The organism is Actinokineospora diospyrosa (assembly GCF_024171925.1).
Classification (GTDB): domain Bacteria; phylum Actinomycetota; class Actinomycetes; order Mycobacteriales; family Pseudonocardiaceae; genus Actinokineospora; species Actinokineospora diospyrosa.
Window position 1 is genome coordinate 163,579 of the sequence record NZ_JAMTCO010000012.1, and the last position, 13,187, is coordinate 176,765.

At 69.4% G+C, this 13,187-nt stretch carries 13 protein-coding genes; 5 read left to right on the forward strand and 8 right to left on the reverse strand.

Annotated features, from left to right (window positions below; genetic code table 11):
• Positions 1 to 177 precede the first annotated feature (177 nt).
• The gene (locus tag LV75_RS24430) at positions 178 to 843 is read left to right on the forward strand and encodes a RhiA family protein (protein WP_253889326.1); all 666 of its coding nucleotides are present in this window, start codon (positions 178 to 180) and stop codon (positions 841 to 843) included.
• 354 nt (positions 844 to 1,197) lie between these two features.
• Here the strand turns inward: LV75_RS24430 and trpS are convergent, their stop codons facing one another.
• Complete coding sequence (gene trpS, locus LV75_RS24435; protein ID WP_253889327.1) at positions 1,198 to 2,211, reverse strand: tryptophan--tRNA ligase; 1,014 nt, start codon at positions 2,209 to 2,211, stop codon at positions 1,198 to 1,200.
• A 159-nt stretch (positions 2,212 to 2,370) separates the two neighbouring features.
• Here trpS and LV75_RS24440 point away from each other — a divergent pair, with 159 nt between their 5' ends.
• Positions 2,371 to 3,900, forward strand: coding sequence for a S8 family peptidase (locus tag LV75_RS24440; protein WP_253889328.1), 1,530 nt, complete (start codon positions 2,371 to 2,373; stop codon positions 3,898 to 3,900).
• Between the two features lie 81 nt (positions 3,901 to 3,981).
• Here LV75_RS24440 and LV75_RS24445 read toward each other — a convergent pair whose 3' ends face one another.
• The 5 genes from LV75_RS24445 to LV75_RS24465 all read right to left on the reverse strand — a co-directional run bounded on the left by LV75_RS24445 (position 3,982) and on the right by LV75_RS24465 (position 7,627).
• Complete coding sequence (locus LV75_RS24445; RefSeq protein ID WP_253889329.1) at positions 3,982 to 4,281, reverse strand: hypothetical protein; 300 nt, start codon at positions 4,279 to 4,281, stop codon at positions 3,982 to 3,984.
• 373 nt (positions 4,282 to 4,654) lie between these two features.
• Positions 4,655 to 4,966 carry a nucleotidyltransferase family protein gene (locus LV75_RS24450; protein WP_253889330.1) on the reverse strand — a complete coding sequence of 104 codons (312 nt, stop codon included), beginning with the start codon at positions 4,964 to 4,966 and terminating at the stop codon, positions 4,655 to 4,657.
• A gap of 73 nt (positions 4,967 to 5,039) precedes the next feature.
• A complete protein-coding gene (locus tag LV75_RS24455; RefSeq protein WP_253889331.1) occupies positions 5,040 to 5,846 on the reverse strand; it encodes an exodeoxyribonuclease III in 807 nt (268 codons plus the stop codon).
• Positions 5,847 to 5,861: 15 nt separating this feature from the next.
• On the reverse strand, positions 5,862 to 6,179 hold the full coding sequence (locus tag LV75_RS24460) for an SH3 domain-containing protein (RefSeq protein ID WP_253889332.1): 318 nt from the start codon (positions 6,177 to 6,179) through the stop codon (positions 5,862 to 5,864).
• A 230-nt stretch (positions 6,180 to 6,409) separates the two neighbouring features.
• Positions 6,410 to 7,627: an NADP-dependent isocitrate dehydrogenase gene (locus LV75_RS24465; RefSeq protein WP_253889333.1), complete on the reverse strand. Its 1,218-nt coding sequence runs from the start codon at positions 7,625 to 7,627 to the stop codon at positions 6,410 to 6,412.
• Positions 7,628 to 7,759: 132 nt separating this feature from the next.
• Here LV75_RS24465 and LV75_RS24470 point away from each other — a divergent pair, with 132 nt between their 5' ends.
• On the forward strand, positions 7,760 to 8,143 hold the full coding sequence (locus LV75_RS24470; RefSeq protein ID WP_253889443.1) for a hypothetical protein: 384 nt from the start codon (positions 7,760 to 7,762) through the stop codon (positions 8,141 to 8,143).
• On the opposite strand, the gene LV75_RS24475 is transcribed toward LV75_RS24470, so the two are convergent.
• On the reverse strand, positions 8,093 to 8,692 hold the full coding sequence (locus LV75_RS24475; RefSeq protein ID WP_253889334.1) for a GNAT family N-acetyltransferase: 600 nt from the start codon (positions 8,690 to 8,692) through the stop codon (positions 8,093 to 8,095). The two genes, LV75_RS24470 and LV75_RS24475, sit on opposite strands and share 51 nt — an antisense overlap.
• A 59-nt stretch (positions 8,693 to 8,751) precedes the next feature.
• On the opposite strand from LV75_RS24475, the gene LV75_RS24480 reads away from it, so the two are divergent.
• Together LV75_RS24480 and LV75_RS24490 are read left to right on the forward strand one after the other, a co-directional pair.
• The gene (locus LV75_RS24480) at positions 8,752 to 9,564 is read left to right on the forward strand and encodes a metal-dependent hydrolase (protein ID WP_253889335.1); all 813 of its coding nucleotides are present in this window, start codon (positions 8,752 to 8,754) and stop codon (positions 9,562 to 9,564) included.
• Positions 9,565 to 9,774: 210 nt separating this feature from the next.
• Complete coding sequence (locus tag LV75_RS24490) at positions 9,775 to 12,855, forward strand: fibronectin type III domain-containing protein (RefSeq protein ID WP_308211034.1); 3,081 nt, start codon at positions 9,775 to 9,777, stop codon at positions 12,853 to 12,855.
• A 48-nt stretch (positions 12,856 to 12,903) separates the two neighbouring features.
• Here the strand turns inward: LV75_RS24490 and LV75_RS24495 are convergent, their stop codons facing one another.
• A complete protein-coding gene (locus LV75_RS24495; RefSeq protein WP_253889336.1) occupies positions 12,904 to 13,164 on the reverse strand; it encodes a metallothionein in 261 nt (86 codons plus the stop codon).
• Between the last annotated feature and the right edge of the window lie 23 nt (positions 13,165 to 13,187).

A 13,187-nucleotide genomic window follows, 5' to 3' on the forward strand; every position in this document is an offset into this window, starting at 1 on the left:
CTAGCCGCCCAGGCCGGGACCGCAACGCGAAAGATCTTCAGGCGCGCGGGTTTCCGACCGGCCCATCGCCCGAACGGGCGCAGTTGTGCGGAGAACGGGTGATCATCGTTCTCCCGGCGGCCCGCGACCCCCTAGCGTCGGCGGGATCCGCGTCTGCACCGATCATGAAAGGCCACCATGACCCACACCCTCCAGGGCGTCGACGTCGCCGACCTGGTTCCGTCGCTGGGCGCCCAGCACTCCGTGACCGTCACCAACCGTTCCACTGTGGACGGACGGAACGCCGTGGTGTTCCAGAGCTCGCCGTCGCTGCCGGACAACGCCGTCCCGCTGGCCTGGCTGGCCCGCCTCTCCCGCCCCGGCACGACCGCCACGCTGGAATGGTCGCTGAACTACTGCTTCGTCCACGGCAGGCAGGGCAACCTGCACGACGGAGTCGATTACGGCCGCGCAGGAATTCTTGACGCAAGACTTGCCCGTTATAACGTCGCCGGGTTGTCCTACCGGGCCGGGAACTTCGGTTTCCACCGCGAACTCGGCAACCACCCCGACGGCGTTCTCGCCGTGTTCCAAGACGACACCGTCCCCGGCGCGGGCGCGTACCGCCGCGGCTGCGTCGGCATCGGCATGGACGGCGCGGCCACCTTCGTCGCCCCAACCGAACCGGGCGTCGACCTCACCTTCGACCCGCACCCCGAGTACTGGCTCACCCTGGCGCGCTATGCCGCCGGAGCCGTCATCGACCCCGGTACCGCTGCCGCCGTGCGGTTGAGCTTCCCCGGCGGGAAGACCAAGGCGAACGCGGTATTCACCGGCAGCACCTGGACGATCGACTACAGCTAGCGCCACCGCACCCCGCCAACCACCAGACCCCCGCGCGCGGGTCGGGGGCGCAGCCCCCACCCTCACCGGGGGGCGGCCCCAGGGCCAGTCTACTGGGCCCCACCGACAAAGGATCTTGAAAGTGGGGCGGCGAAGATCCACATGTGGATAACTTCTGTCGCTGGGGCGGGTGAATCCAGGTCACCCCGCTGGCGCGGAGTCGCAGGTCGGGGAGCCGGGAGTGCCCGGCTGTCCGGCTCAGCACCAGGAACCCGATACCAGGGCACCCAGCACCAGGCACCCGGTACCAGGGCACTCAGCACGAGGGCACCAGGCACCAGGCGTACCGGGCGCTGAGTACCAGGCGAAGGGGTACTAGGCGAGGAAGCCGGTCTTGTCGTACACCCGCGACAGCGTGGCCGAGGCGACCTCTCGGGCCCGCTCGGCACCGGCGCGCAGGATCTTGTCCAGTTCGGCCGGGTCGTCCAAATAGGACTTGACCCGGTCGCGCACCGGCGTGACGAACTCGGCGACGACCTCGCCGAGGTCCTTCTTCAGGTCGCCGTAGCCCTTGCCGTCGTAGGCGGTCTGCAGGTCATCGATGGTCCGGTCGGTCAGCGCCGAGAAGATGCCGAGCAGGTTGCTGACCCCCGGCTTGTTCTCCTGGTCGAACACGACCTCCCGGCCGGTGTCGGTGACCGCGGAGCGGATCTTCTTCGCCGACACCTTCGGGTCGTCGAGCAACTCGATGATGCCGTTGGGGCTGGAGGCGGACTTGCTCATCTTCGCCCCCGGCTCCTGCAGGTCGTAGATCTTGGCCGTGTCCTTGAGGATGTAGGCCTCGGGCGGGGTGAAGGTCTTGCCGAACCGCGAGTTGAACCGCTGCGCGAGGTCACGGGTCAGCTCTAGGTGCTGCCGCTGGTCCTCGCCCACCGGCACGTACTGCGGCCGGTAGAGCAAGATGTCGGCCGCCTGCAGGATCGGGTAGGTGAAGAGGCCGACGCTGACGACCTCCTGCTTGGCCGACTTGTCCTTGAACTGGGTCATCCGACCGGCCTCGCCGAACCCGGTGAGGCACTGCATCACCCAGCCCAGCTCGGCGTGCTCGGGCACCTGGCTCTGCACGAACAGCGTGGTCCGCGCCGGGTCGAGGCCCAGCGCCAGCAGTTGCGCCGCGGAGGTCCTGGTCCGCTTGCGCAGCAGCTTCGGGTCGTGCTCGACGGTGATCGCGTGCAGGTCGGCCAGGAAGTAGAAGGCGTCGTGGGTGTCCTGCAGCGCCACCCACTGGCGCACCGCGCCGAGGTAGTTGCCGAGGTGGAAGGAGTCGGCGGTCGGCTGGATGCCGGACAACACGCGCGGCTTGCGCTCCGGGCTGCTCTCGGTGGACACGGCGCCCAGTGTCGCAGGCGCGGCCCCCGCCGGATGCGCTGGCCCAACCGGCGGATTGTGCCCACCGTCCCAAGGTGACAGGTTCTCGGCAGGCCAGCCGCGCCTCGCGCGCGCCCGACCGGCGCCTGGCCGCCCGATCCCCGACCTGGAGGTTCTCCCGTGCACAGACGTTCCCGACTCCGCCTGATCGGCGCCGCGGTGGTGCTCGCCACCGCAGCGACCGGCCTGGCGACCGCAGCGGGTCAGGCCAACGCGGCACCCGCGGCGCAGGACTCGGCCGCCGTGGCGGCGGGCGGTGCCCACTTCGTCGTCCTCGGTGACGAGGGCCGCAACCTCGGCCAGGTCGAGCGCGCGGTGCGCGCCGCGGGCGGCACCGTGGTCAAGAGCTGGCCGCAGATCGGCGTCGTGGTGGCGACCTCGCCCAACGCCGACTTCGCCACCGTGGTCCGCGGCAAGCCGGGTGTCCGCGGTGCCGGGGCGACCCGCGACCGCGTCGAGCTGGCCACCACCCCGCCCGCGGCCCGCATCGCCGCGGCCCAGGGCAACTCGCGCGCGCTGGAGGCGACCGAGGCGGTCGTCACCAACGGCGGCAAGGGCAAGCCGACCGACCCGGGCGACCCGCTCAGCGTCAACCAGTGGAACCTGAAGGCCATCAAGGCCGACCAGGCCCACGCCCGCTCCGGCGGCAGCCCCAACGTCGTCGTCGGCGTGCTCGACTCCGGCATCGAGGCCAGCCACCCCGACCTCGCGGCCAACGTCGACGCGTCCCGCTCGGTCGGCTGCACCAACGAGGGCGTGCCGGACACCAACCCGGCCGCCTGGGCGCCGACCACCAGCGACCACGGCACCCACGTCGCGGGCATCATCGCCGCGGCCAAGAACGGTGTCGGCGTCGTCGGCGTCGCCCCGAACGTCAAGCTGGCCTCGGTGAAGGTCGTCGACGACGAGGGCTACATCTACCCCGAGTACGCGATCTGCGGGTTCGTGTGGGCGGCCGAGAAGGGCATCCACGTCACGAACAACTCGTACTTCATCGACCCGTGGTTCCTGTGGTGCCGCACCGACGCCGACCAGCGCGCCGTGATCACCGCCGTGACCCGCGCGGTGAACTACTCGGCGCACCGCGGCGTGGTCAACGTCGCCGCGCTCGGCAACAGCAACTGGGACCTCTCGCACGACATCACCGACTCGGGCAGCCCGAACAACGGCACCCCGGTGACCCGCGAGACCGGCCCCGAGTGCTTCAACCTGCCCAGCGAGATCGACGGCGTCGTCGGCGTGTCCTCGACCGGTGTGAAGAACGAGAAGTCCTACTTCTCCAACTACGGCATCACCGAGACCGACGTGGCCGCCCCCGGCGGTGACCGGATGCAGATCCCGACCACCCCCGACGCCAACGGCCGCGTGCTCTCGACCGTCGTCGGTGGCGCGTGGGGCTACAAGCAGGGCACCTCGATGGCGTCCCCGCACGCCGCCGGTGTGGTCGCGCTGATCCGCTCCACGCACCGCAACTGGCCCGCCCCGCTGGTCATCGGCGCCCTGCACGTGGGTGCCGACCGCCAGGCGTGCCCCAGCGGCGTGTACGACCCGGACGGCACCGGCGTCTGGGCGGCGACCTGCGAGGGTGGTCGCTCCGGTCGCGGGTTCTACGGCTCGGGCCTGATCGACGCCCTGGCCGCGGTCCGCTAGTCCGCTCGACCCGCTCGACTCCGTTCGACGACGAGAGCCCCCCGTGCTTCGCGCACGGGGGGCTCTCGCGTTGTTCTTGGGTCAGGCCCGGTTGTCGGCCTGGTGCGCCCTGCGCGGCGCGGGCACCTTCAACGGCGTCACCGCGGGCGCGGGCGCCTTGGTCGCCTTGCGCCTGCGCACGAGCCCCACGGCGAACCCACCGACCCCGACGATCACGGCCGCGATCCCGACCGGACCGGCCACGGTGAACGGCACGCTGCTCTCCACCGCACCGTCAACGGCCGCCGAGGCGACCTGGGTGGACCCGAGGACGAGGGCCACCGCCCCGGTCGTGGCGACCGCCACGCGCGACCCCAGCGCGCGCAGAGTCCGCGCGCTCACGAATCGACACCACTTGACACTGCGCTACCGTCCCTCGATTGGACTAGCACCATCGGCCTGGTCCCCGGAACCCGCGACCGATCGTGGCGGCCTGGACCGCACGTTCGGTTGACGCCCGCGAGACTAGCCCTGTCCACAGCGCCCGGCGGCACGGGGTAGTCGATCACCAGATGGCCACGTCGCAGTCTGCGCAGTGGCGCAGGTCACCGCTGGCCTGGCCGGACACCGGGACGCTGGGTAGGCGCGCGGTTGCACCTGGTGACCCACAGGCGCCCCACAGACCACCTACCCGGGTGACACCCGATCACGTGCCCAGCTGCCCAGAACCCACCACCACGGGAGCAAAGCTGACCACGTCGTCGCACCCCGGGCGTCACACAGCGAAATAGAGCATCTCCCTGCTCTCCAGCACCTGTTGCCGGAAGTAGGGATTTCGGAGCCCAGCGGTGGTCACGACGTCCACCGGGCGCCCGAGGAGGGCTTCGAGCCCCTCCTTGAGCGAGAAGTAGGCGTCGAAGTGGTCGAACCCCGGACCACCCGCGAACTCGACGAGGACGTCGACATCACTGGTCTCGGGGTCGAAGCGCTCGCCGAGCGCCGATCCGAACAGGTCGAGCCTGCGGACCCCGGTCCAGCGGCAGAGGTCTTCGATCGCGGGCAGCCTGGCCGCGACGAGCTCGTGCACCGCCATCACCTCCGGCGCTCCGCGAGATTCCGTTCGGCCACGGCACAGGCCCGCCCGGAGCGCGGCCTGGGCGTCAGTCGGTGGGCGGCCAGTTGTAGACGGCGGTGACCGGGGCGTGGTCGGTCCAGCGGGCGTCGTAGCTCTCGGGGCGTTCGACGGTGATGGTGGTGGTGCGGTCGGCCAGGCGCGGGGTGGAGACGTGGTAGTCGATGCGCCAGCCGGAGTCGTTGTCGAAGGCTTTGCCGCGGTAGGACCACCAGGTGTACGGGCCGGGGCCTTCAGGGTGCAGCTGCCGGAAGACGTCGCGGTAGCCGGCGTCGGTGAAGACGGTGGTCATCCAGGCGCGCTCGCCCGGGGTGAAGCCCGCGTTCTTGCGGTTGGCCTTCCACGCCTTCAGGTCGATCTCCTGGTGCGCGATGTTCCAGTCGCCGCAGATGAGGACCTCTCGACCGTCGGCGGCGGCTTTAGCGCGGAGTTCGACTAGGTAGGGCAGGAACGTCTCCATGAAGCGTTCCTTCTGGTCCTGTCGCAGCGTGCCGACCTCACCGCTGGGGAGGTAGACGCTGCCTACGACCACGCCGGGGAACCAGGCCTCTACGTAGCGGCCGCTGGCCTCGAACTCGGAAACGCCGAAGCCGACCCGGGTGGCCTCAGGCGCTTCCCGCGAGTACACCGCGACCCCGTTGCGCCCGCGCAGCAGCGTCGACTCGGCGTGCACCGCGTGCCAGCCCTCGCTGAACTCGGCGGGCAGCTCGTCGACCGGCGAGCGCACCTCCTGCAGGCAGACCACGTCGGCCTCGGTGGCGGCGAGCCACTCCAGGAAGCCCTTCTTGGCGGCGGCACGCAGCCCGTTCACGTTGACGGTGGCGACAGTCAGCACGCCACCACCCTATGGCTACCCGCAGTCGCGCCCGTCCAGCGGCTTGAGGAACTCGTTCGACGCCCACCGGTTCTCGCCGAGTTTGCGGTAGCCGTTCTGCACGAGCTTGTCCGCGTCGGTCTCCGCGCCGCTCTTGAACTTGCCGACGATCGCCCCGGCGGCCTCCGGCGCCGCGCGCACGTTGAGCACGTCGGCGGTGACCGCGACCCGGCAGCCACCCACGCCACTGGTCGGCGCCGACTCGCCGTTGGGCGGGTCGACCCCCATCGAATAGATGATCGCGACGGCGATGATCCCACCACCGACGAGCAGGGTGCCCTTGGGCAGCAACACGACTCACACTCCACGGTGCGCGGACGGCTCCCCACCACGGTCCCGCAACCACACCGACCCGCGCCAGTGCCCGTGGCCCGAACCACCCACTGGAGCCAACGCCGGGCACCGACAGTCACGGCGCACCGCGGCGCACGCCGGGACCTCCAGCAGACCCGCAGGAGCGGGTGCGCGGGGAAACGGCGACGGCCCCCGCACCTGGGTGCGGGGGCCGTCGAAGGGAGAACGCGTCAGCCTGCGGCCTTCTGCAGGTTCTCGTCCAGCGTCGCGAGGAACTCCTCGGTGGTCTGCCACTCCTGGTCCTTGCTGACCAGCAGGGCCAGGTCCTTGGTCATCCGGCCGCTCTCCACGGTCTCGATGACGACCCGCTCGAGGGTCTCGGCGAAGCCGGTGACCTCGGGGGTGCTGTCGAGCTTGCCCCGGTGGGCCAGACCGCGGGTCCAGGCGTAGATGGACGCGATCGGGTTGGTCGAGGTGGGCTTGCCCGCCTGGTGCTGGCGGTAGTGCCGGGTGACGGTGCCGTGCGCGGCCTCGGCCTCGACGGTGCGGCCGTCGGGGGTGGAGAGCACGGAGGTCATCAGGCCGAGGGAGCCGAAGCCCTGGGCGACGGTGTCGGACTGGACGTCGCCGTCGTAGTTCTTGCAGGCCCAGACGTAGCCGCCCTCCCACTTCATCGCGGCGGCGACCATGTCGTCGATCAGGCGGTGCTCGTAGGTGAGGCCCTTGGCGTCGAACTCGGCCTTGAACTCGGCCTCGAAGATGGCCTGGAAGATGTCCTTGAAGGCACCGTCGTAGGCCTTGAGGATGGTGTTCTTCGTCGACATGTACACCGGGTAGTTGCGCTGCAGGCCGTAGGAGAAGGAGGCCCGCGCGAAGTCCTCGATGGACTTGTTGAAGTTGTACATGCCCATCGCGACGCCGCCGTCGGGGCCGTAGTTGGCCACGACGTGCTTGATCGGCTCGGAGCCGTCCTCGGGCGTGAAGGTGATGGTCAGCTCACCGGCGCCCGCGACCTTGAAGTTGGTCGCCTTGTACTGGTCGCCGTGGGCGTGGCGGCCGATGATGATCGGCTTGGTCCAGCCGGGCACCAGCCGCGGGATGTTGGAGATGATGATCGGCTCGCGGAAGACGACCCCGCCGAGGATGTTGCGGATCGTGCCGTTGGGCGAGACCCACATCTTCTTCAGGCCGAACTCCTCGACCCGCGCCTCGTCCGGGGTGATGGTGGCGCACTTGACGCCGACCCCGTGCTGCTTGATGGCGTTGGCGGCGTCGATGGTCACCTGGTCGTCGGTGGCGTCGCGGTGCTCGATGCCCAGGTCGTAGTACTCCAGGTCCACGTCCAGGTAGGGGTGGATCAGCTTGTCCTTGATGAACTGCCAGATGATCCGGGTCATCTCGTCGCCGTCGAGTTCGACGACCTTCCCCTGGACCTTGATCTTGGCCATGAGCCGCGGTGCTCCTCTCGCCTGCTACGCCTTCAAACGGTACAAGCGTACTGCTATTCGGGCGGACGATGCCTGTGGGCACAGTCACCCGGGATGGTATGCCGTCAAGGTATCCTGACAGATGTGTACGACATGGACCTGCCCGGACACCGGGGTGGCATCACCGACCTGCGCCCGCACTGCGACTGCGGCTGGGCGGCCGACCGGCACTTCCGCGACCGCGAAGAGGCGACCGCGCACTGGTTCCGCGCGCACGCCCTGCCCGCGGTCGAGGCCGAGCCGCCCGGCTGGTTGCTGGTCAAGTCGGACGTGCTGCGCGAACAGGTCGAGGAGCTGATCAAGAGCCGTCCCGAGGTCGCGCTCAAGCTGCTGCACGAGATCGAGGCGTGGCACCGACCGCTGACCCAGCGCGCGGTCGCCGCCGCCCGCACCTCCGGGGCGTCGTGGACCGAGGTGGGCCAGGCGTTAGGCGTGACCAGGCAGGCCGCGCACGAACGGTTCCGCGACCCGAGCTGACGGCCACTCGCTGTCGAGCATCGCGAAGACAGCCTCATCAGCCCACCGACCGCGGACGAACTCGTTACGCACGAAGTGGGCCTCCTTACGCATCCCCAGCCGTTCGAGCAGCCGCGTCGAGGCAGCGTTGTCGGCGTCGAGACGCGCGATGACCCGGTGCATGTCCAGGTCGTCGAACGCTATCCGCACGAGCTGCGCAGCGGCCTCGGTGGCGTAACCGTAGCCCGCGTAGTCGGGGTGGAAGATGTAGCCGATCTCCACCGTTCGGTGTTCCTCGCTGATCCAGGCCAGGTGCACCTCGCCCAGCAGCTCCCCCGTGTCAGCTAGGTCTACCGCGAGGATGACACGGTCGCCTTCGACAGTCAGGGCTGTCCGCGTCATCCGGTCGGCCAGAGCCACCTCAGCCTCTTCGCGAGTGCGCGGCCCCCAGTAGAGGTACTGCGTCACGTCTTCCCGCGACTGGGCGCGATAGAGCTGGTCAGCGTCTTCCGCGGCGTAGGGGCGCAAAACGAGTCGGCGGGTCTTGATCGGAAACGGCGGGAGCGGCACCTCGCGGATCCTAGAGTGAGCGGCGTTTGTCGGCTTTCGAGTTTCCTGGGGGTTCACCGGTGTCGACCGGTCCTACGCACGCCATGAGCGGGCTCGCCGCGTGGGCCGCGGTCACCGCGCTCGCCGAGGGCACCGCCATCGGCAGCCTCTCCGCCAAGGGCTGGCTGGTCGGGGCGATCCTGGCCACCGGGGCGGCGCTGTTACCCGACCTCGACCACCCCGAGTCGACCGTCTCCTCGACCTTCGGACCGGTCACCCAGGCCGCGTCGAAGGTGTTCAACACGCTCAGCCGCGGCGTCTACCAGGTGACCAGGACCAAGCGGGACTCCAAGCGCGAGGGCGGGCACCGCGGCCTCACCCACACGCTGGTGTTCGCGCTGATCGCGACCGTGGTGACCACCGCGATCATCCAGACCAGCCGGTCGTGGGCGCTGCCGGTGCTGATGTTCTTCTTCAGCGGGCTCGCGGTGCGCGGGATCATGCACAAGTGGTGCCCGCGCAACGACGCGCTGTGGATCACCGGCACCGCCCTGCTGCTCACCTACGCGTGCCTGAAGTGGACCGACCAGACCACCGCCGACGCCGCGGCCTGCGGGGTCGCCGTCGGCATCGGCTGCATCGCGCACTACCTCGGCGACGCGATCACCGAGCAGGGCTGCCCGATCCTGTGGCCGGTGCCGATCGCCTGGAAGACCTGGTACCCGATCGCGCCGCCGAAGATCTTCCGGATGCGCACCGGTGGGCGGGTGGAGATGGCCCTGGTCGGGCCCGCGCTGACCGTGGTCGCGGTGTGGATGTCGGCGATCGCGCTGCAGCGGACCGGGGTGCTGCCGATGCTCGACGGGGTGCCGCTCGCGCCGTGGGCCGGGTAGCCGCGTGAATCACCCCGGATAAGCACCGCCGCCGAATTTGTCGGCCGATGACAAATTATTTCCGAATTCAGCTCCGGTATTGCCCGGAGTGCGCGCCGGCTGTTTCATTTGTCTTTCCCTTGGCTTGCCTGTAACACACCCGCCACAACGGAGCGGTTGTTTCACCGTGCCGTTTTCCGGGTGCGTGGGGCGTGGAGAGAGGAAACAGGCGTGGAGTTCGGAAGCAGAGGACGAAGACTGGCCACCGCCGTCGGCGCGGCCGCCGGTCTGGTGGCCGCCGGGGTGCTGGTCGGCTCCGGCACCGGGACCGCGGCGCCGCAGGAGGTCACGCTCAACTACACCTGCCCGTTCCCGCTGATCGGCACCCAGCAGGTCAAGGTGACGGTCAAGGGCGACATCCCGGCGGAGCTGCCGCTCGGCACGCCGTCGCCGGAGTTCGTGATCGACACCGTGTCCAACGCGGGGCCGACCGCCACCCAGGGCATGAACCTGATCGGCGCGGTGACAATCGAAGGCAGCGCGGTCGCCAACACCGAACTGGTGATGCCCGGGTTGACGCTGCCGCTCGAGGTGCCCGCCACGGTGCCGCTGCAGCCGGTCCCGCCGACCGGGCAGGACTTCATCGTCACCGCGACCGGGCGGGCGCCGTCGATCACGGCCCCGCAGGTCGGCACCGTGCGGATCTTCATCAAGGACCTGCTGCTGCGGCTGACCCCGAAGAAGCCGGACGGGACCGCGCCGCTGGGCACGTTCGACTCGGCGTGCGCGCAGGTGGCCGGGCAGAACAACCTGTTCGCCGAGATCGCGATCACCGAGGCCCAGGACACCGAGGCGCCAACCGCCCCAGGCAACCTGCGCGCGACCGACACCACCCAAACCAGTGTCACCCTCGCGTGGGACGCCTCAACCGACAACAAGGGCGTCACGGGCTACGACGTGTACCAAGGCGCGACACTGGCGAAGTCGGTCACCGGTACCACCGCGACCGTCGATGGGTTGACTGCGGACACGGCATACACGTTCACCGTCAAAGCCCGAGACGCAGCGGGCAACGCATCCGCAGCTAGTCCAGCACTGACGGCCCGCACTTCAGCCGCACCCGACACGGCGGCACCCTCCACTCCGGGCAACCTGCGCGCGACCGGCACCACCCAGACGAGCGTCGCCCTTGCGTGGGACGCGGCCTCGGACAACGTCGGCGTCACCAGCTACGACGTCTACCAAGGCTCCACTCTGGCCAAGTCGGTCACCGGCACTACGGCGACTGTCGATGGGTTAGCTGCGGACACCGACTACACCTTCACCGTCAAGGCCCGAGACGCAGCGGGCAACGCGTCCGCAGCCAGCCCGGTGCTGATCGCACGCACGGCAGCCGCGCCGGACACAGCGGCACCAAGCGCACCCACGGGCCTGCGTTCAACCGGGGCCTCGCAGTCCAGCATCGGCCTGGCCTGGGATCCCTCAACCGACAACGTCGGCGTCACCAGCTACGACGTCTACCGGGGCTCCACCCTGGCCAAGTCGGTCACCGAGCCCACGGCGACCGTTGACGGGTTGACTGCGGACACGGCATACACATTCACCGTCAAAGCACGAGACGCCGCAGGCAACGCGTCCGCAGCCAGCCAGGCGTTGACCGCACGTACCTCAGCCGCCCCGGACACCCAAGCACCAAGCGCCCCAACCGCTCTCACCGTCACGGCCACCACTCAATCCAGCGTCACCCTTGAGTGGACCGCCGCCACCGACAACGTCGGCATCACCGGCTACGACGTCTACCAGGACGCGGCGCTTACCAAGTCGGTCGCCGCCACCACAGCGACCATCGACGCCTTGACCCCCGATACCGAGTACACCTTCACCGTCAAAGCCCGCGACGCTGCGGGCAATGTGTCTGCCGCAAGCACGGCACTGAAGGTACGCACCCAACCCACACCAGACACCGCAGCCCCCAGTACCCCCACCAACTTCCGCGCGACCGGCAGCACCCAAACCTCGGTGACGCTGGCTTGGGATGCCGCCACCGACAACGTCGGCGTCACAAGCTACGAAGTCTTCGAAGGCACCACGTCGGTCGCCACGGCCACCGGGACCGCGGCAACCATCAACGGTCTGTCTCCGGATACCGAACACACCTACACCGTCAAAGCCCGCGACGCCGCAGGCAATGTGTCCCCAGCAAGTTCGGCACTTAAGGTGCGCACTCAGCCCTCCCCGGACACAGCCGCGCCTAGTGCTCCTGGCAACCTCCGTTCGACCGGTGCTACCCAAACCTCGGTAACGCTGACCTGGGACGCCGCCACCGACAACGTGGGCGTCACCGGCTACGAGGTCTTCGAAGGCACCACCTCCGTCGCCACGGCCACCGGGACCACGGCGACCATCAACGGCCTAACACCCGACACCGAGCACACTTACGCCGTCAAGGCCAAAGACGCCGCAGGCAACATCTCTGCCGCAAGCGCGGCGCTCAAGGTGCGCACTCAGTCCACACCGGACACCACAGCCCCAAGTGCGCCAGGCAACCTACGCTCAACAGGAGCCACCGACACCTCGGTAGCACTAGCCTGGGACGCCGCCAATGACAACGTCGGCGTCACTGGGTACGACCTCTATCGCGGGGCCAGTCTCGCCGCGAGTGTCGTGGGCACCACGGCCACTGTGTCAGGTCTGACCGCTGACACCGAGTACTCGTTCACCGTCAAGGCGAAGGACGCGGCAGGCAACGTCTCGGCGGCGAGTGGGGTGGTCAAGGTGCGGACCAAGCCGACCACCGGACCACCGGTGATCAAGTACGGCTACGACCTCACCGGGTCCGGGAAGCTGCGCGCGCTCGACGGCACCCTCCCGCTCACCGGCGGGATCGAGGCCCAGGTCGTGCTCACCACCGGTGCCGTCGACGCGAAGTTGACGCTCAACCCGACGACTGGGCGGTTCCGGTTGTGGGGACTGCTGCCGGTCACCGCGCAGGTGCGGTTCGAGCAGGTCGGTAGCACCACCGGCACCCTGTCCGCGGGCGCGCTAAGCACCACGTCGAACGTGATCGTGAAGCTGCCGAAGGTGAGCCTGCTCGGCTTCCCGATCAACGCCAACCCCGGCTGCCAGACCAAGACCCCCGCCCAGATCCCGCTCAAGTCCAAGCCCGGCTTCGACCCCATCCAGGGCGGCAAGCTCTCCGGGACCTACACGCTGCCCGCGCTGCAGGGCTGCGGTCCGCTGACCCCGCTGCTCAGCGGTCTCGTCGCCGGACCGGGCAACACCCTCGACATCACCCTCAAAGCCCGACGCTGATCTGGCGACCCGGCCCCACCGCCCCGCGCGGATGGGGCCGGGCCTGCCTCACACGGGATGCGCCCCCACCGCGTCCCGAATCCGCTCCCCCAACCGCTCGTCGGCCGTGCGCGCGCAGTGCGCACAGCAGTAGAAGCGGCCCTCGACCTCCACCCCGTGCCCCAGGATCCGGCACGAGCAGTGCTCGCACACCGGCGCCAACTTGGTCGCCGCGCACTCGAAGCAGTCGAAGGTGTAGATCTGCCCGCTGACCGTCCGCACCTCGAACGCCATCCAGTAGTCATTGCCGCAGGTGTCGCAGATCGCCATCGGGGCTCCTCTCGTCCACCCCG

What these genes read in the sequence shown, in the direction of transcription:
- LV75_RS24430 (WP_253889326.1), top strand. Translation starts at nt 178, where the DNA reads ATGACCCACACCCTCCAGGGCGTCGACGTCGCCGACCTGGTTCCGTCG.
- LV75_RS24495 (WP_253889336.1), bottom strand. Translation starts at nt 13,164, where the DNA reads ATGGCGATCTGCGACACCTGCGGCAATGACTACTGGATGGCGTTCGAG.
- LV75_RS24470 (WP_253889443.1), top strand. Translation starts at nt 7,760, where the DNA reads ATGGACCTGCCCGGACACCGGGGTGGCATCACCGACCTGCGCCCGCAC.
- LV75_RS24465 (WP_253889333.1), bottom strand. Translation starts at nt 7,627, where the DNA reads ATGGCCAAGATCAAGGTCCAGGGGAAGGTCGTCGAACTCGACGGCGAC.